The organism is Algoriphagus halophilus (genome assembly GCF_900129785.1).
GTDB lineage: Bacteria > Bacteroidota > Bacteroidia > Cytophagales > Cyclobacteriaceae > Algoriphagus > Algoriphagus halophilus.
In genome coordinates this window covers 2,827,058-2,844,568 of sequence record NZ_FSRC01000001.1, presented here as the reverse complement: position 1 = coordinate 2,844,568, position 17,511 = coordinate 2,827,058, and the positions used below count along the sequence as shown (strand labels likewise).

Annotated in this window: 17 protein-coding genes; 8 read left to right on the top strand and 9 right to left on the bottom strand. The window is 38.0% G+C overall.

Features of this window, described 5'->3' with window-relative positions:
* Positions 1 to 17: 17 nt before the first annotated feature.
* The 6 genes from BUR11_RS11840 to BUR11_RS11815 are packed head-to-tail and all read right to left on the bottom strand — an operon-like array spanning position 18 to position 5,665.
* Positions 18 to 503 (bottom strand): hypothetical protein, encoded by a 486-nt coding sequence (locus BUR11_RS11840; protein ID WP_074225012.1) that lies wholly within the window; start codon positions 501 to 503, stop codon positions 18 to 20.
* A 57-nt stretch (positions 504 to 560) separates the two neighbouring features.
* Positions 561 to 1,181, bottom strand: a complete 621-nt coding sequence (locus tag BUR11_RS11835) for an ABC transporter ATP-binding protein (protein WP_074225011.1) — start codon at positions 1,179 to 1,181, stop codon at positions 561 to 563.
* A 2-nt stretch (positions 1,182 to 1,183) separates the two neighbouring features.
* A complete protein-coding gene (gene lpxA, locus BUR11_RS11830; RefSeq protein WP_074225010.1) occupies positions 1,184 to 1,963 on the bottom strand; it encodes an acyl-ACP--UDP-N-acetylglucosamine O-acyltransferase in 780 nt (259 codons plus the stop codon).
* Positions 1,960 to 3,354 (bottom strand): bifunctional UDP-3-O-[3-hydroxymyristoyl] N-acetylglucosamine deacetylase/3-hydroxyacyl-ACP dehydratase, encoded by a 1,395-nt coding sequence (locus BUR11_RS11825; protein ID WP_074225009.1) that lies wholly within the window; start codon positions 3,352 to 3,354, stop codon positions 1,960 to 1,962. Before BUR11_RS11825 ends, lpxA begins: the two co-directional genes overlap by 4 nt.
* 39 nt (positions 3,355 to 3,393) lie before the next feature.
* Positions 3,394 to 4,416 carry a UDP-3-O-(3-hydroxymyristoyl)glucosamine N-acyltransferase gene (gene lpxD, locus BUR11_RS11820; protein ID WP_074225008.1) on the bottom strand — a complete coding sequence of 341 codons (1,023 nt, stop codon included), beginning with the start codon at positions 4,414 to 4,416 and terminating at the stop codon, positions 3,394 to 3,396.
* Between the two features lie 16 nt (positions 4,417 to 4,432).
* Positions 4,433 to 5,665: an HD domain-containing protein gene (locus BUR11_RS11815; RefSeq protein WP_074225007.1), complete on the bottom strand. Its 1,233-nt coding sequence runs from the start codon at positions 5,663 to 5,665 to the stop codon at positions 4,433 to 4,435.
* Between the two features lie 59 nt (positions 5,666 to 5,724).
* Between BUR11_RS11815 and porX the strand changes: the two genes are divergently transcribed.
* The 3 genes from porX to BUR11_RS11800 are packed head-to-tail and all read left to right on the top strand — an operon-like array spanning position 5,725 to position 8,922.
* Entirely contained in the window at positions 5,725 to 7,281 is a 1,557-nt protein-coding gene (gene porX, locus BUR11_RS11810; RefSeq protein ID WP_074225006.1) for a T9SS response regulator signal transducer PorX, read from the top strand.
* A gap of 8 nt (positions 7,282 to 7,289) precedes the next feature.
* Positions 7,290 to 7,721, top strand: coding sequence for a tRNA (adenosine(37)-N6)-threonylcarbamoyltransferase complex ATPase subunit type 1 TsaE (gene tsaE / locus BUR11_RS11805; RefSeq protein ID WP_074225005.1), 432 nt, complete (start codon positions 7,290 to 7,292; stop codon positions 7,719 to 7,721).
* Positions 7,711 to 8,922, top strand: coding sequence for an alanine dehydrogenase (locus BUR11_RS11800; RefSeq protein ID WP_074225004.1), 1,212 nt, complete (start codon positions 7,711 to 7,713; stop codon positions 8,920 to 8,922). The genes tsaE and BUR11_RS11800 overlap by 11 nt, the downstream gene beginning before the upstream one ends.
* A gap of 1 nt (position 8,923) precedes the next feature.
* Here the strand turns inward: BUR11_RS11800 and BUR11_RS11795 are convergent, their stop codons facing one another.
* Positions 8,924 to 9,397, bottom strand: a complete 474-nt coding sequence (locus tag BUR11_RS11795) for a response regulator (protein WP_074225003.1) — start codon at positions 9,395 to 9,397, stop codon at positions 8,924 to 8,926.
* Between the two features lie 209 nt (positions 9,398 to 9,606).
* Between BUR11_RS11795 and BUR11_RS11790 the strand changes: the two genes are divergently transcribed.
* From BUR11_RS11790 to BUR11_RS11770, 5 genes are all read left to right on the top strand, one after another.
* A complete protein-coding gene (locus tag BUR11_RS11790) occupies positions 9,607 to 11,874 on the top strand; it encodes an Rv1355c family protein (protein ID WP_074225002.1) in 2,268 nt (755 codons plus the stop codon).
* Between the two features lies 1 nt (position 11,875).
* Complete coding sequence (locus BUR11_RS11785; protein WP_074225001.1) at positions 11,876 to 12,586, top strand: hypothetical protein; 711 nt, start codon at positions 11,876 to 11,878, stop codon at positions 12,584 to 12,586.
* A complete protein-coding gene (locus tag BUR11_RS11780) occupies positions 12,576 to 14,687 on the top strand; it encodes a sensor histidine kinase (protein ID WP_074225000.1) in 2,112 nt (703 codons plus the stop codon). Before BUR11_RS11785 ends, BUR11_RS11780 begins: the two co-directional genes overlap by 11 nt.
* Positions 14,677 to 15,762 carry a hybrid sensor histidine kinase/response regulator gene (locus BUR11_RS11775; protein ID WP_074224999.1) on the top strand — a complete coding sequence of 362 codons (1,086 nt, stop codon included), beginning with the start codon at positions 14,677 to 14,679 and terminating at the stop codon, positions 15,760 to 15,762. Before BUR11_RS11780 ends, BUR11_RS11775 begins: the two co-directional genes overlap by 11 nt.
* A gap of 88 nt (positions 15,763 to 15,850) precedes the next feature.
* Positions 15,851 to 16,390 (top strand): inorganic diphosphatase, encoded by a 540-nt coding sequence (locus BUR11_RS11770; RefSeq protein ID WP_074224998.1) that lies wholly within the window; start codon positions 15,851 to 15,853, stop codon positions 16,388 to 16,390.
* 21 nt (positions 16,391 to 16,411) lie between these two features.
* Here the strand turns inward: BUR11_RS11770 and BUR11_RS11765 are convergent, their stop codons facing one another.
* Both BUR11_RS11765 and BUR11_RS11760 read right to left on the bottom strand, forming a co-directional pair.
* Positions 16,412 to 16,870, bottom strand: coding sequence for a hypothetical protein (locus tag BUR11_RS11765; RefSeq protein ID WP_074224997.1), 459 nt, complete (start codon positions 16,868 to 16,870; stop codon positions 16,412 to 16,414).
* On the bottom strand, positions 16,857 to 17,462 hold the full coding sequence (locus tag BUR11_RS11760) for an acyl carrier protein phosphodiesterase (protein WP_074224996.1): 606 nt from the start codon (positions 17,460 to 17,462) through the stop codon (positions 16,857 to 16,859). The genes BUR11_RS11765 and BUR11_RS11760 overlap by 14 nt, the downstream gene beginning before the upstream one ends.
* Positions 17,463 to 17,511: the final 49 nt, after the last annotated feature.

The following is a 17,511-nucleotide window of genomic DNA, read 5'->3' as shown; positions in this document are numbered from 1 at the left end:
ATTTTTAGCTCCTTTTTTTAATCCTTCAAAAGATCAAATTCGTAGGTTCCTGCAATAGCTTGGACTCCATTGATTCTAGCTCCTGGTAAAGGGATAGTAAAGATTAAAACCAGGCGATCACCATTTCGGGTAAAAGAGATCTCTCTACCAGAAACTGGTTGAGATCCGGTCAAAATTATTTTGTCAAAATTACTGCCAGCAAAAGACCAAGTTCCTGCATTGTCAAAAATGTCATTATTGTTTTTACTGGTATATGTTTTAGCGGCAGTGTTGGCACTCAAATTCAATTCAAAGTTTTGATACAGGTCGGTAACCAAGTTGCCATCCCTCTTCACTGTTCCTCCACCGGCTATCACCCAATTTATTCTACCAGTTTCTGTTAATGCTTCAATTGCTAATTCCTCCGCTGTTTTTTGAGGAGGGGTTGGTTCGTCATTCCAACAAGCTTGAGCGAAAACCGCAATAATTAGAAAGGATAAGAATCTAAAATAGTTGAGTTTCATGAATTGAATTGTTCCTTCTTAAAAATTAAATATACACAAGTATCCCTAAAACTAATCTTATTTGTAGTCCTCTAGTTTTATTTTTTGTGTACAAAACTCATATTCTCTAGGTTCATTGGAACAAACGAAAATAGTTCGATCCGATTTATAGGTATCGATCAAATTTTGGTACCATTGAATTCCTTTTTTATCGAGATTGGATGTAGGTTCGTCCAAAAATATCAGCGGCACTTCCGAAAATAATGCGATCCCGAGTTTCACTCTTTGTTTCATTCCCGAAGAAAACTGAGCGATTGGTTTCTCAGCATGTTGTTCCAAATACAGGGTGGAAATGATCTTTTCTACCGTGAAATTGGAAATCATGTTTTTGAACTTGAAATGAAATTTCAACAACTCTTCCAGAGTGAATTCCTCTGGCAGCTCCATGTATGGCGCTGCAATACTTAAATAAGAAAACCAATCAGATTCTGAAATCGATTGGTTTTCATAGATGTAATTGACTTTTCCTGAGGTGAGGGGAATGGCACCACTGATGCATTTGAGCAAGGTAGATTTACCAGAACCATTGCTTCCAGTGACAGCCAAAGATTCACCTGATTCTAATGTTAAATCCAGGTTTTTAAAAATCCATTCATATTGAAATCGCTTTGTAGCCTTTTCAAGTTGGATTTTAAACATGATTAATTGATATAACCTTTCATGACCCCGCGCTCGGATGAACGGATGAAGTTCAGGATTTCATCCCGCTCCTTGGTAGCAGGTAAATTGATTTCAATTTCTTCTAAAGCTCTGCTATTGTTCATGCTATTCAGGAATAAATACCTGTATACTTCCTGAATATGACCTATAGACTCACTGGAAAAACCTCTTCTTCTTAATCCAAGTGAATTGACACCTGCATAGGAAAGCGGTTCTCTCGCAGCTTTTGTAAATGGAGGTACGTCTTTTCTTACCAAAGATCCGCCAGAAACCATAGAGTGCATTCCGATTTTCACAAATTGATGAATGGCACTGGAACCTCCAATAATTGCCCAGTCATCTATAGAAACATGACCAGCGATTTGAACGGAGTTTGCGATGATTACATGGCTGCCCAGAACACAATCATGAGCCACGTGTACATAAGCCATTAATAAGCAGTCACTTCCAATGACAGTAGTTTGCTTGTCCACTGTTCCTCGGCTGATCGTAACACATTCTCTGATGGTTGTATTATCTCCAATTATTACCGTTGATTCTTCCCCCTGAAATTTTAAATCCTGAGGAATTCCTGCCACTACTGAACCAGGGAAAATCTTACAGTTTTTACCAATTCTAGCACCAGGGAAAATGGTTACGTTCGGGCCGATCCATGAATTATCACCAATGATCACATTCTCATGGATCATGGTGAACGGATCCACCGTTACATTCTTTCCCAAATTTGCTTTTGGGTCTACGTGGGCCATTGGGCTTATCATGATTCTTTACGGGTTATGCTGGCTGTCATAACTGCTTCACAGACTAATGTGTTTCCAACATAAGCCTCTCCTCGCATCTTTGCAATGCCTCTTCTAATAGGAGCCAAAAGTTCGCATTTAAAAATAAGGGTGTCTCCCGGTAGCACCATTTTTCTAAACTTACAGTTTTCAATACCAAGAAAATAAGTCCAATAGTTTTCTGGATCTTCTACTGTACTTAATACTAAAATTCCACCTGTTTGAGCCATGGCTTCTACTTGCATGACTCCTGGCATCACTGGGTTGCCTGGGAAGTGTCCCATGAAAAAAGGCTCGTTGATCGTTACATTTTTTACCCCGGCGACTACCGTTTCATCCAAGTAGATGATTTTATCCAATAATTGGAAAGGGTATCTATGAGGCAAAATATTGCTGATCTGATTGATGTCCATTACTGGAGGCAGCTTTGGATCATAATGTGGTATATGGGAGGAGCCGGATTTTTCCATAGCTCTTTTCAATTTCTTCGCAAAAGCAACGTTTGCAGCATGACCTGGTCTAGCAGCTAAAATCTGGGCTTTCAAAGGTCTACCCACTAATGCCAAGTCACCAACTACATCGAGTAGCTTGTGTCTAGCAGGTTCATTTCGGTAGCGAAGATCCACATTGTTCAAAATGCCTTCTTTTTTCACTTCTACCTTCTGCTTATTAAACATCTTGGCTAGATGTACTAATTCTTTTTCTTCTACCACGCGGTCCACCACCACAATGGCATTATTTAAATCTCCTCCTTTGATTAAGTTGGAGTTATAGAGCATTTCTAATTCATGTAGAAAACAGAATGTTCTACAGGAAGCTATTTCAGGGATGAATTGACTGATATCAGTGATAGATGCATGCTGACTTCCCAACACTGGAGAGTTGTAATCCACCATCACTGTGACCCGGTAATTATCAGTGGGCAATGCCACCATTTCCACCTCTCTTGAAGGGTCTTTGTATTGAATGCTTTCTTCTACCTCAAAGAATCTTCTCAAAGCATTCTGCTCTTCTAATCCAGCATCTTGTAGGACGTCGATGAATTGGATAGAAGATCCATCCATAATCGGAGGTTCTGGACCATCTAGCTGAATCAGCACGTTGTCTATTTCCATGCCGACCAATGCTGCCAGTACGTGTTCAACAGTATATACTCGAGCACCATTTTGCTCCAAAGTAGTACCTCTAGAAACGTCTACTACTAAGTCGCAGTCAGCGTCCACAGTAGGTCGACCTTCTAGATCAACTCGTTGGAACTTAATTCCATGATTTGGTGGGGCTGGCAGGAAAGTCATATTGGAAATTACTCCAGTATGAAGTCCTACTCCGGATAGTTCCACCTGCTTTTTGATGGTATGTTGTTTTACCTTCATCTGATATTTTAGACTTTCAGGATGATTAAGGGTGCAAATTTACGGCTTTTTTTCCAGTTCTCTTAAACGGTTTTCAAGGACATCCAGATTTTTGAAGATTGAATAAGATTTTAGGAAGTTTTTCACTTCCATTCCTATGTAACCAAAAATCGTTTCTCCCTCTTTCTTGATCGTTTTAGAAATCCCCGTTTTCGCACCTATGGTCGTTTTATTCGCTATTTTAATATGGCCACTAATTCCAACCTGACCTGCAATTATACAATTTTTACCTATTTCGGTAGAACCGGAAATTCCAGTTTGAGAAGCGATAACAGTATCTTCACCAATGACTACATTGTGTGCAATCTGCACCAAATTGTCGATTTTAACTCCTCTTTTTATAATGGTTGATCCCATAGTGGCGCAATCGATGGTAGTGTTTGCTCCAATACTCACATGATCCTCAATAATCACATTTCCGATTTGTGGAATGGGCTTGTACGTTCCATCAGGTTGAGGAGCAAATCCAAAACCATCAGAACCGATCACTACACCTGGATGAATTTCACAATTAGTGCCGATTACAGTTCCAGAGCAGATTTTTGCTCCAGGATGAATAATGGTATTGTCTCCGATTACCACATTGTCACCAATAAAAACTTGAGAATGAATCTTGACCTCAGTTCCTATTTTGCAATGTTTACCTATATGTGAAAATGCACCCCTGAATCCATTCTCACCCATTTCAGAGCTTGATTCCATGTAGGAAGGTTCTTGAACTCCTACAAGACTCATTTTGGAAAATTGACTATAGGCTTCGAGTAAAGTGGTAAAACCTGTATAGGCATCTTTTACCCTGATCAAATTAGTCTTGATCTCCTTGGTAGGAGTGAAGTTTTCTGAGACGATTACAGCAGTTGCCTCTGTTTCATAGATATAGGACTGATATTTTTCATTGGAAAGGAAGCTGATTCCACCTTCTTTTCCTTCTTGGATTTTATCTAGTCTATATACTTTTTGGGTTTCATCCCCTTCTACTTTTCCCTGAAGGATGGCGGCCACTTGACCTATAGTGAATTCCATATGCAGGTTGGACAATTTAGAATTTTAAATTTAAGCTTTTGGCTTTACATACATAGTGTTTCTCGACGATTTTGCTCATTACCTTAATATTGGGTAAATCAGCAGCTTGAGCCACGTCAATGACCTTGCCTTTTTTGGTCAATATGTTAATCCGATCTTTTGCGAGATATCCATAATTACTGACAGCACCATGTGAGAAGAAATATTGGATGTCTTCCTCGGGTATGCCTAGTTTATGAATGGTCTTTAGTTTCATTTCTTCAATTTCTTCAGCTCCAAACTGCTCATTTGTTAAAGAGATCTTAAATAAGTCCCTTGTCAAGAACATATTGGAAATATTTCGAAGAACATAATCAGGATGCCTCTTCCAAAGCTTTACTGCTCCCCAGATATCCAAGTCATCCATTTCCAGAAACTTCTTCAAGGTATCAGGATTCTTTCGGAAATCTTCCACTGAGTTTTCGTGCTGCAAGAAAAAATCAAACTCCTCAGTAATGGTAAAATTCATGCCTGATTTTCGAAGCATTTTTGCCCGTTCGATCAATTTGATCAACATCTTTTCAGCACTGACCGTGGTTTTATGAAGATAGACTTGCCAATACATCAGCCTTCTTGCACTTAAGAAGTTTTCTATGGAATAAATTCCTTTTTCCTCAATGACCACCTGGTCATTTTTGACATCCATCATCTTGATGATACGATCTGCACCAATCGTGCCTTCTGATACACCGGTAAAGAAACAGTCCCGTTGTAAGTAGTCCAATCGATCAATGTCCAATTGGCTAGAAACTAGCTGATGAAAGAACTTTCTTTCATAAGTATTCTTAAATATTCTTAAAACTAAATCTAGCTTCCCCTCCAATTCTTTGTTCAATAGTTCAATGATGAGCAAGGATAATTGTTCATGTGGCACCCTTTTAAGGAGACTATACTCCAAGGCATGGGAAAATGGGCCATGGCCAATATCATGTAATAGAATAGCAATTAAGGCAGCTTCATACTCTTTATTCGAAATTTCTGTTCCTTTTATGCGTAAATTATCCAGCGTAATGCTCATCAGATGCATGGCGCCGATGGCATGATGGAAACGAGTATGAAGAGCTCCTGGGTAAACAAAGTCAGTCAAACCCAGCTGTTTTATTCTCCGTAACCTCTGGAAATAGGGATGGTCAATAATCGTAAAAATTAACTCGCTTGGGATTGTGATAAATCCGTAAACCGGGTCGTTTAGTATCTTTTGGCTTTTCAATTGGGCCTAATTTGATTGACTCAAAAGTAATTATAATTTTAAAAGAAAAGGAAACTCTAATGTCTCAAAAGTTTAATATTCTATGGGCGGACGATGAAATCGACCTTCTTAAACCACATATTCTTTTTCTGGAGCAAAAAGGATATCAGATCACTACGGTAAATTCTGGGGTGGATGCCATCGATGAAGTGGAAGCTCAAAATTTTGATGTCATTTTTTTGGATGAGATGATGCCTGGTATGACAGGCTTGGAAACCTTGCAACAGATCAAAATTATCAAGCCTCAAATTCCTGTGGTGATGATTACCAAGTCAGAGGAAGAGCATATTATGAATGATGCTATAGGGGGTAAAATTGCTGATTACCTGATTAAACCCTTGAATCCCAATCAAATCTTGCTTTCTGTTAAAAAGCTGTTGCAAAACAAACAACTGATTGATGAAAAAACTACTCTGAATTATCAGCAGGAGTTTATGAAAATCAGTATGGCTTTTGGAGATGCACAAGATCATAATGATTGGGCTGATATCTATAAGAAGCTGATTTATTGGGAGATGCAAATTGATTCTACTGAAAATAAAAGTATGATTGAAGTGCTGGAAACCCAGAAAACTGAAGCAAATGCCTCTTTTGCCAGGTTTGTGAAAGACAACTACTTGGACTGGATGGAGGAGCAAAACAAAGACAAACCTCTTTTGTCTCACCAAGTCTTGAAACAAAAGGTGTTTCCTCAGGTCAAATCTGGGAAGCCCCTATTTTTGATTGTAATAGATAATTTGAGATTAGATCAATGGGAGGACATTGAGCCCCTATTGTCCGCTTATTTCAACGTGGAGCAAAAGGATACTTATTATAGCATATTGCCTACCACAACCGCTTTTGCAAGAAATGCGCTCTTTAGTGGAATGATGCCCATGGATATGGCTAGATTCTATCCCAAACTTTGGGAAGATGAAGATTCAGACGAAGGGAAGAATAATTTTGAGGAAGACTGGTTGAAAATCAACTTGGATAAAAACAGGTTGCCCATCAAGTCTTCCTATCATAAAATCCTACAGGCTAATCAAGGGAAAACTGTAGTGGAACAATTCCACCAACTTCTTCAAAATGATTTGAATGTATTGGTCTATAATTTTGTGGATATGATGTCCCATGCAAGGACCGATATGAAGATGATACGGGAACTCGCCCCGGATGAATCTGCTTATCGATCCATTACCAAAAGCTGGTTTGAGCATTCCTCACTATTTGAGTTGTTTAAAAAAATACAACTGGCTGGTGCAGAGGTAATCGTGACCACCGATCATGGGACTAAAAGAGTGAATAGACCCTATCGAATCATCGGAGATAAGAATGTGACTACAAATCTGAGGTACAAACAAGGGAAAAACCTTAATTTTGAGGGGGGGAAGGTTTTTGAAATAAAAAGACCAGAAGATGCAAAACTCCCTAGATTGAATGTTTCATCCAGTTATGTATTTGCAGTGGAGGATTATTTCTTTGCCTATCCCAATAATTACAATTATTATGTGAACTTCTATAAAGATACTTTTCAACATGGAGGGGTATCTTTGGAAGAAATGATCATTCCGATTGTTCATTTGTCACCAAAATAATAGATCAGTTGATTCAATTTTCATATGGGAAGGATGCTATTTCCAAAGCTGCAAAGAAAGTAATCGAAATAGCAGGTTCTGAAAAGGTTTGGGTGTTTAAAGGAGAGATGGGAGCTGGTAAGACGACCTTTATCAAAGCCTTGGCAGAGCAGTTTCATATACAAGATCAGATCAGTAGTCCTACCTTTGGAATCGTCAATGAATATCAAAATGATAAGGGAGAAGAATTTTATCATTTTGACTTTTATAGACTCGATGATCCTACCGAGGCATTGGATATCGGAATAGAAGAGTATTTTTATAGTCAGAATTATTGCTGGTTGGAATGGGCCGAAAAAGTGGCTGATTTTCTTCCAGATCAATATATTCTAATCAAGTTAGAAATTCTTTCTGATTCAGAAAGAAAACTCACGCTTCAACACGTTAACGATGTCAGCTGAATTAAGTGAACTGTCTGCAGTAGGTTTAATACCTAAGGAATCTCCTTCAAAAGTTAGAAAGGACTCTAAATCCATCACGATTGGAATTCCAAAAGAGGTTTCTGATCAGGAAAAAAGAGTGGTCCTAACTCCTGAGGCAGTAGGTATTCTTTCCAATAATGGGCTAAGTGTAATTCTAGAAACAGGTGCAGGCTTGCAAGCAAAATTCACCGATCAGGATTATTCCGATGCTGGTGCAAAGGTGGTTTATTCGAAAAAAGATGCGCTAGCTGCCCAAATTGTTTTGAAAATCGATTCACCTACGCTGGAAGAGGTGGAGGATATGAGCCAGGGGAGTTGCTTGATCTCGGCATTGCAACTTGGAAGACAGAGTAAAGAATTCATAGAAGCCTTGAATTCAAAAAAGATCACTGCCGTCGCCTTTGAATATTTGGAAGACAAAGTGGGAGGGATGCCTGTAGTCAGAGCAATGTCTGAAATTGCAGGAAGCACAGTCATGCAGATTGCTGCTGAGTACCTTTCAAGTGTCAATGATGGGAAAGGTTTGATTATGGGGGGAGTAACCGGAGTTCCTCCTACTCAAGTAGTGATAATTGGGGCCGGTACAGTAGCTGAATATGCTGCTAGAACTGCCCTGGGCTTAGGAGCGAATATCAAAGTATTTGATAATCATATCTACAAGTTGAGAAGGATCAAGCAGTTGCTGGGACAGCAAGTCTATACTTCCACCATTGATAATTTCAGTTTAAGTCAAGCAATGGCAGAGGCAGATGTGGTGATCGGTGCATTAAGGGCAGAAAAAGGTAGAAATAAAATTGTGGTTAGCGAGGAAATGGTGGCTAACATGATGCATGGAAGCATTGTGATAGATGTAGGAATTGACCAAGGCGGTTGTATTGAGACTTCAAAAGTGACCAGTCATGATGATCCTATCTACCGAGTACATGACATTATTCATTACTGTGTTCCTAACATTGCTTCTAGAGTCGCGCGTACAGCATCATACTCTTTAAGTAATATTTTTACCCCAATTATTTTGCAGACAGCGGATCTTGGTGGAGCAGAAGAAATGATATTTAATTACAAATGGTTTTTGAGAGGGGTGTATACCTATCGTGGAAGTCTAACAAATGCTTATTTGGGAAGAAAGTTTGGACTTTCCCACAAAGAACTTCAATTATTACTGGCAGCTCGTTATTAATTTAAGAAAGCAGGTTTTGTCTAAGAAGGAACTCAAGCTGTTCATTGGCTTTCAATAAGGCCTCTGTTAACTTTTCATTTTCTCTTCTGAGTGTATACATCTCAAAAGCATTTTTGATGACAGTTCTTAAATAATCTTCCTCCCAAGGTTTAGTTAAATAATGATATACTTGGCCTTTGTTAATCGCATCAATAACTGCTTGTATATCAGTATATCCAGTTAATAAAAGTCGAATTGGTTTTGGGTAAATAGGGATAATACTTTCTAAAAATTCAACACCAGTTTCCTCTGGCATTCGTTGATCTGTGATAATCAAATCAACTTCTTGTTCTTTTAATATTTCTCTTGCTTCTTTTGCTGAGATAGCAAGAAATATTTTATAATCTCTTCGGAATGTTGCTTTAAATGCCTGAAGATTATTTTCTTCATCATCTACATAAAGAATTTTTATTTTTTCTTCACTTCCAGTTTCCATAAGGCATCTATAACTGTCAACAGATAGTAATCCGTAGGACAAATAATCTTTTTTTTAGTTAAAAAACAAACTAAGGTCGGTTTGAAATCTATTTAGGGTGTGAGGTGATAAATTATTCTCAATAAATTAATTGAATATGTTTAAGAATATATTTGACATAAATCTTAATAAATTATCTTTACTGAGCTATTCACCCCCAGATTACACAAATGTCCATTAAAAATTTCGCGGATCAAAATGTAAATTATTCTGCTGTAATTCTAAATCCAACCCTTGAGTCTGACTGGTTAAAAATCAAAGAATTGCAAAAGAGTGAATTTGTTTTTGTTTCAGATCAAATTGAAAGTCAAGTAGGAGATTTAATCAAATCAGAAAATCCTGAAAGGACAATACCCAGTCAAGAATTAAAAGACTTAGTATTAAATTTCTTTAAAGAAATAGAGAAAGAAAAGTATGGCAATTGGGTGTTCTTCCCTTGGAAAAACACCTTGGTTCATGTGTTGGCAGAGGGGGAGTTTATTAAAATCAGAACGCTAAGAAATAATTTTAAAATAACTCCTTCGGAACAGGATTTATTAAGTAAAAAAAAGGTGGGTATTGTAGGGTTATCCGTAGGTCAAAGCATCGCATTGGCTATGACTTTGGAGAGAGGATATGGGGAGATCAGATTAGCAGATTTTGATACATTAGAACTTAGTAATTTAAATAGGCTGAAAGCAGGTGTAACGAGCTTAGGGTTAGAGAAAGTCGTACTAGCAGCCAGGGAGATCGCAGAAATAGATCCTTACCTCAAGGTGAAGGTGTATAGAGAAGGGATCACACCGGAGAATATTGAAGATTTCCTATTAGAGGATGGAAAGTTGGATTTGCTTATTGATGAGTGTGATAGCTTGGATATAAAAGTGTTATTACGTGAAAAGGCAAGGAAACACCGGGTGGCCGTGATGATGGATACTTCGGATAGGGGGATGTTGGACATTGAACGCTTCGATATAGAGCCGGATAGAGAATTGTTTCATGGATTATTGAAAGGGGTGGATGTAAACTCTCTAAAAAGCCTTTCTAATACAGAGAAAGTATCCATAGTTTTAAAAATTACAGGGTTAGAAACCCTTACGCCCCGAATGAAGGTATCCCTTTTGGAAATCGGGCAAACGATCAGCAGTTGGCCTCAGCTGGCCTCCGGAGTTTTTCTGGGAGGAGCATCTGTTGCACATGCAGCCAGGAAGTTTCTTTTGGGAGAAGATGTAAAATCCGGGAGATTCTATGTGGACTTTGATCAACTTTTTAAGTTAAAGGAAGCAGAAGAAATCAAGGTTGATGCTCCCGTTTTTGAACAACTTTCAGATTTTCAATTTGAAGTCCCTACGAATGTTTTGCAATCTGCTTATCGTCTATCAAAGGAAGAGCTAGAGTTATTGGTGGATCAAGCTAATTGGGCTCCTTCAGGAGGGAATATTCAACCTTGGGTTTGGGTTTTTGATAAAAAGGGAGTCCTACACCTTTTTCATGATAAGGTCAGAAGTCACTCCATGCTGGATTACAAGGGCAGCGGTTCTTTGATTGCTTTTGGAGCAGCATTGGAGAATATTCGTCTGCAAGCCGGTAAACTTGGGATTGAGGTAGAAATAATTTATCAAATCAGCGATTTTGAACAGGATTGTATTGCCAGTGTTCGGTTTGTTTCCAAGCAGCCTAATCCACTTCCTATCAAATTTGCTGAGTTAGTAGATGGAATTAATCTCCGGTGCACGAATCGAAAAAATGCATCTAGGTATATTTTGCGTGAGGAGGAATTACAAGCTTTAGCTGAGGTAGCCAAAGAAGATGATGTTTCGATGGAGTGGACTTCTGAGCCAGAAGATTTAGTGCAGTTGGCAAAGGTGGTGGGAGGAATGGATCGTTTACGCTTTTTTCACGATCAAGGCCTGATGGACTTTATAAATGAAGTCCGGTGGACTGAAAAAGAAGCCATAGAAACAAAAGATGGAATCGATATCGCAACGTTAGAGTTGAAAGGGGCAGAAAGAGCCGCTATGGGACTATTGAGAGACCCTAGAACCATTCGATTTTTTAGGAAGTATCTGATGGGATACGGTCTAACAAAGATTTCTAAAGACACGATTACCACCGCTTCCGCAATATTCTTATTGAAAACTCCAAATTATACTCCTGTTTCGATATTAAAAGTTGGAACGGTACTCCAAAGAGTTTGGATTAAAGCCAATATGTTGGGCTTAAGTGCACAACCAGTTTCGGCGATGTTGTTTATTTTTCACATGTATTTGAATGAAAAGGAATCAGGTTTTACCGAAATTGAAGGCAAAGAGATTAAAGAATTAAAGAAAACATTTAATTATATTTTTAATAAGCCAGTTGATCAGAAAGAAATTTTTATGTTTAGGGTAAATAAGGCAGGTGATCCTTCAGTAAAATCCTATCGCAGAGATCTGTCAGAAACCTTAATTACTATCTGAAATGTTCAATTTTAAGGCATTTAGAGCGATTGATGAACCAGAACGATGTGAGAAATTCGTTCAAGGGCATTCTGACGTATTGAAGCAATATGGAGTCACGAAAGTAACCTCCTCAAATAATGACTGGGTTAAAAATCCTTTTGTATATGTGGTGACAGTGGAGACGGCGGACACCCAAGAAGTAGTGAGTGGATTAAGAATACATATTGCTCATCCAGATTATCCTTTACCGATGGAGCAGGCTGTATCTCAGGTAGATCATAAAATTTTTGATTTGGTTAAGAATTATTCAGTGGAAGGAACTGGAGAAGTTTCTGGCTTATGGAATTCAAAGTCCATATCTGGATTTGGAGTAGGTGCTGTCTTATTAATTCGAGCTGGGATTGCAATTGCAACACAACTAAAATTAGGTTCTTTATTAGCCTTGGTAGCTGAATACACCTTGAAGCCTTCTTTGCAAAAGGGATTTGAAATTGAAACAGGAATAGGCAATTCAGGAACTTTCTTTTATCCAAAATTGGATTTGGTAGCTACTTCTATAGTGATGAAAGATCCTGAAAATTTACCTTTGGCAGATTCGTCAGAGAGAGAAAGAATTATGGAATTGAGGGAAAAGCTTCAGTTTAATAAGATTGAAGAAGGGCCCAAGGGTAAATTTGAGGTTAATTATGACCTATTATTGACTAACATTAATTGGAGAAATGACATTTAGGATTTTTATTTTAGGTCTCATGTTTTTTGCAGGGGCCTTTCAGGTATCTGCACAAGAAACAGAAAAGGTTGAATGTTTTTCTTATTTGCTCGCAGAAAATGACGTAGAGATAGGCGAGGTAATAAATAGTGGTGAGTTTAGTTCAAATGAATGTCAAAACTTCAATTTTGGAATCAATTCCAAAACATTGTGGATCAAATTGGAGCTTTCAGATTTAAGCAATTTTGAAAACCCTGTCTTTGCACTTAATTCATCTTCTGCGGACCATGTCCGGCTTTTTTCTGTCAAAAATGGAAAAGTTCTAAAAATCCATGAAAACGGTCGTCTCTTAGGGATTGAGGAGCGGGATTTTCCATCCCAGAAAATAGCTTTTGAGTTTGATCAGAGCGAAATTGATGCAGATTATTTTATTGTCAGACTTGATAATGTCGATAAAAAGATATTCTACGGTTTCCTTTCTTCAAGGGAGACATTACTGGATATCATCACCTTTGAAGATTTGCTTTTTGGACTTTTGACAGGAGTTTTCTTAGGTCTATTCTTCTATAACCTATTCCTTTATTTCTCTGTCAAGGATAAGATCTACTTCGTTTATGTTCTTCATACCCTATTGGTTTGGTTTGCACAAGCTTCCATATTGGGGTATACACAAAGCTTATTATGGCCTGAATGGGATTGGATGAATCAGCGATCTATTGTTATATTTTCTTCGTTGGTAAGTATCGTTGGGATTTGGTTTTTGCGAATTTTTCTAATGTCCAAAAGCATTGTTCCTAAACTGGACAAAGGTTTTCTTTTTGTATTCATTGTCTATGGATTTATTCTGGCCAATGCCTTCTTTTTTTCCACTACTATAAGTTATCAGGTAATACTTGTCACCCAGTCCATTGTAGTCATTTTTGTATTATTGGTGGCAATCATGATTCTTCGAAAAGGATATAGGCCTGCCCGATATTACTTGTTGGCCTGGACCATCTTTATGATAGGTATTTTTCTTTTTGTATTTAGTGAAATGGGCATTATTCCTTCCAATAATTTGACAGCTTATATCATGCCTTTAGGTTCGGCCTTGGAAGTAATCTTGCTTTCTTTTGCATTGGCTGACAGGATCAATATTCTTAAGAAAGAAAAAGAAAAAGAGCAGGCAGAGCGTTTGGAGGTCTTGAAAGAAAATGAAATGTTGGTGCGTGAGCAGAATACACTTTTAGAGAAAAAAGTGAAATTAAGAACGGATGAATTGGAACATGCACTTCGGAATTTACAGAATACCCAAAGTCAGTTGGTGAGTCAGGAGAAGATGGCTTCACTTGGTCAGTTGACGGCTGGTATTGCACATGAAATCAATAACCCAATCAACTTTGTGAGTTCAAATATCACTCCGCTTAAACGGGATATTAAAGATATCATGGAAGTAATTGAGTTTTATAGAAATACAGGAAATTCTGAATTTACTGAAAGTTCCAAAAAGAAAGCCAAGGACTTGGAAGAAGAGTTGGAATTGGATTATGTGCTAGACGAAGTAGATCAATTGCTCAAAGGGATGGAGGATGGAGCAAGGAGAACTGTGGAAATCGTGAAGGGATTGCGGATTTTCTCTAGAGTAGATGAGCAGGATGTTAAAAAAGTAGATATTCACGATGGCATCAATAGCACCATCATTCTTTTAAATAGTCAAATCCCTGGAAAAATTAGAATTGTTCGGGAATTTGGAGAACTGCCAATGGTAGAATGCCTGGCAGGAAAGATCAATCAGGTATTTATGAATATTATCAATAATGCCATTCATGCATTATCTGACCATATCGATGAAATTAAGGATCCACATATTACCATCAGAACAGTGGCCAATGCAGAAGAAACTGTTACGGTAGAAATAGAAGATAATGGACCAGGTATGCCAGATAATGTGAAAGAGCGTATATTTGAACCATTCTTTACTACAAAAGCAGTCGGCAAAGGTACTGGCTTGGGGCTGTCAATTGTTTATTCTATTATTGAGAACCACAAAGGAACCTTGGAAGTAAAATCAAAACAAGGAGAGGGAACCACTTTTATTATCACCCTTCCAGTATACCAAAGTACTCAGAAATATGAGCAATAAAATCCATGTGCTCTACATTGATGACGAGGATAACAACTTGAAATCATTTAGAGCAACGCTTAGAAAAGACTTCAAAATTTTTACAGCAATTGATGCTGAGGAGGGACTCAGAATCGCTCAGGAAGAGGAGATTCATGTGGTCATTGCAGATCAAAGGATGCCTGGTATGACAGGTACCGAATTCTTTGAGAAAATGGTGAAAATCAATCCGGATCCTATCAGAATCTTGTTAACAGGCTATTCGGATATTGCCAGTGTCATAGATGCGATCAATAAAGGGGAGGTATATCGATTTATTGATAAGCCATGGAATATTGAACAAATCAAAAACTCCATTAAAAATGCCGCTGATATTTATTTCATGCGGATGGAGTTAAAGGAAAAGAATGTGAAGCTCAAAAAGCTTCATTCGGAAATGAACCAGTTTGTGTATAGTCTTTCGCATGAGTTACGAGGTCCATTGATGAGTATTTCTGGGATTTCGAAGTTGGCAAAACTGGAAGTTCAGGACCCTCAGACCTTGGAATATTTTGAAATGATTGATTCGGCGACGGTCAAACTTGACGACTATATCTACAAGATGCTGGATTTTTACAGATCCACTAAAATAGACCATAAGGTTACCGCAGTCGATTTCAAGGAAATTGTTCGCCAACAAATGGAAGCCTATCATGCGAAATTTGATTTGACGAATTTTCATATCGATGTACAGATCAATCAGGATCATGATTTCTTTTCAGATGATGCCAAAATCCGTGTGATTTTGAATAACCTGTTTAGCAATTCGGTACAATTCCAAAAACAAGAGCCTGGGCCTAAGAATATTAGCCTAACCATTGATGTGATGGAAGATTCAGCGATGATCTCTGTAGAGGACAATGGAATAGGGATTGATGCCAAGCATCATCCTGAAGTTTTTAACCTTTTTACTCGGGCCACACAAAAAAATGTGGGAGTAGGATTAGGGCTTTATATGGTGAAAGAAGCGGTGGAACAAATGGGTGGAAAAATCAATTTGGAATCAGCTTTGGATGAAGGAACACAGATAACTGTGATTCTTCCAAGCATGAAATAAGACAGAAAAGATGTCAAATAACTTCTAAACTGTATCTTTGCTGTCCAAAAGTAAAGAATCCCACTTTTTATTACCAAATACAATAAATATGATTAATCCTTGGCACGACGTCAATATCGGGAAAAATGCCCCTGAAACTGTAATGGGCGTGATCGAAATTCCGAAAGGAAGTAAAGGCAAATATGAGCTAGATAAAAAGACAGGTATGTTATACCTGGATAGAGTTCTATTCTCTGCGGTTCATTATCCAGCTAACTATGGGTTTATTCCACAGACTTTTTGTGAGGACCATGATCCATTGGATATATTGATTATCTCCCAAATTGATATCCCTTCCATGTGCTTGGTAGAAGCAAAAGTGATCGGAGTGATGAGAATGGTTGATGGTGGCGAAGCAGATGATAAAATCATTGCTGTAGCAGCAGGAGATCAATCTGTAAACTATATTGAAGATATCGATAACCTTCCTCCACATTTGATGAAGGAAATACACAGATTCTTTGAAGATTATAAGAAGCTTGAAAACAAAGAAGTGAAAGTAGAAGACTTCTTGGGAAAAGAGGATGCCATGCGAATCATCCAAGAAAGTATTGAACTTTACGATAAGAATTTTAGAACTGCACGATAAAATGAAAGCCTGGGAAATTCCTCAGGCTTTTTTACTTTTAACTTTTTGCTTTCCTGCCTTCTTCAGTAGGTACTTGATCAATTGATCATAGGACTCATGTTCATGGTTGGAGATAGAGATTGATTGCTGATCTTTGAATGCCACTGTCAATTGCTTGAACTCTTTTTTGTTGGCCATGATCTTTTCTTCATCCCATGCTAAAATCTCGGTTACCGGATACACTTTCTGATAGCTTTTAAGTGGCATCCTGACTACAATTTGGTCTTTTCCTGCCGCAATGAATCGATAGCCAGCCAATAATTTGACTAGGATCATTAAAATGACCAGGGTAATTAAAGGGCAAGCAATCAAATAAAACCAAAGACCAAAACTTCCTACATAGGCAAAATCACGTAAAATAAATACAAGGCCAGCAATTAGGATCAGGACTACAAGTCCTAACGAAAAATAGGTAGAGAGTTTTGGTTTAATCAGAATCATTGGTTTGTTGGATTTCGTCCAGTTTTTGCTTTGCAAAAGTCTTTAAATCTTCGAAAAAAGCGAAGAATATCAATTCAAATTCTGCTTCTTTCTCCAAGAGGGCCAGATGTGCTTGTTCCATTTTAGAATCAAAACGAGTTCTTTTAGATAATCCTGTCAAGGAACGTTGGATCCCTTCAATGGAAGAATAGTTTAAAAGCCAGTTATCTTTTTTCATCCAGTAAAACAGATTGCCAAAGCGCTCAGGGAAATAATTTTCATGCCTTGATATTTGTTCATATACCTCCTTGGTAAAGATTTCTAGAGATTGATTCGAATATCTACCCCAATTTCTTCCTAGGAAATAGTCAAAATAAATGTCGGTGATGACGGTAGAATAGTGACCGAATTTCGGTCTGAGGTAAGTCTGACCAGCTCTTACGAGTGGATGGGTATCTGTAAATTTATCGATTTCACGATGTAAAAGGATTCCCTGTCTTATTCCAGTGGGGTATTGGTCCATCATTTTTCCCTTTACGAAATCACCAAAAAAATTACCCACGAGAATTTCTTCTTGATGAAAGGAAAGATAGGCATGGGCTAAGTAGTTCATCCTTGTTTTTTGAATAGAAAACCTAAAAGGTTTTGATTAGTTTCAACCC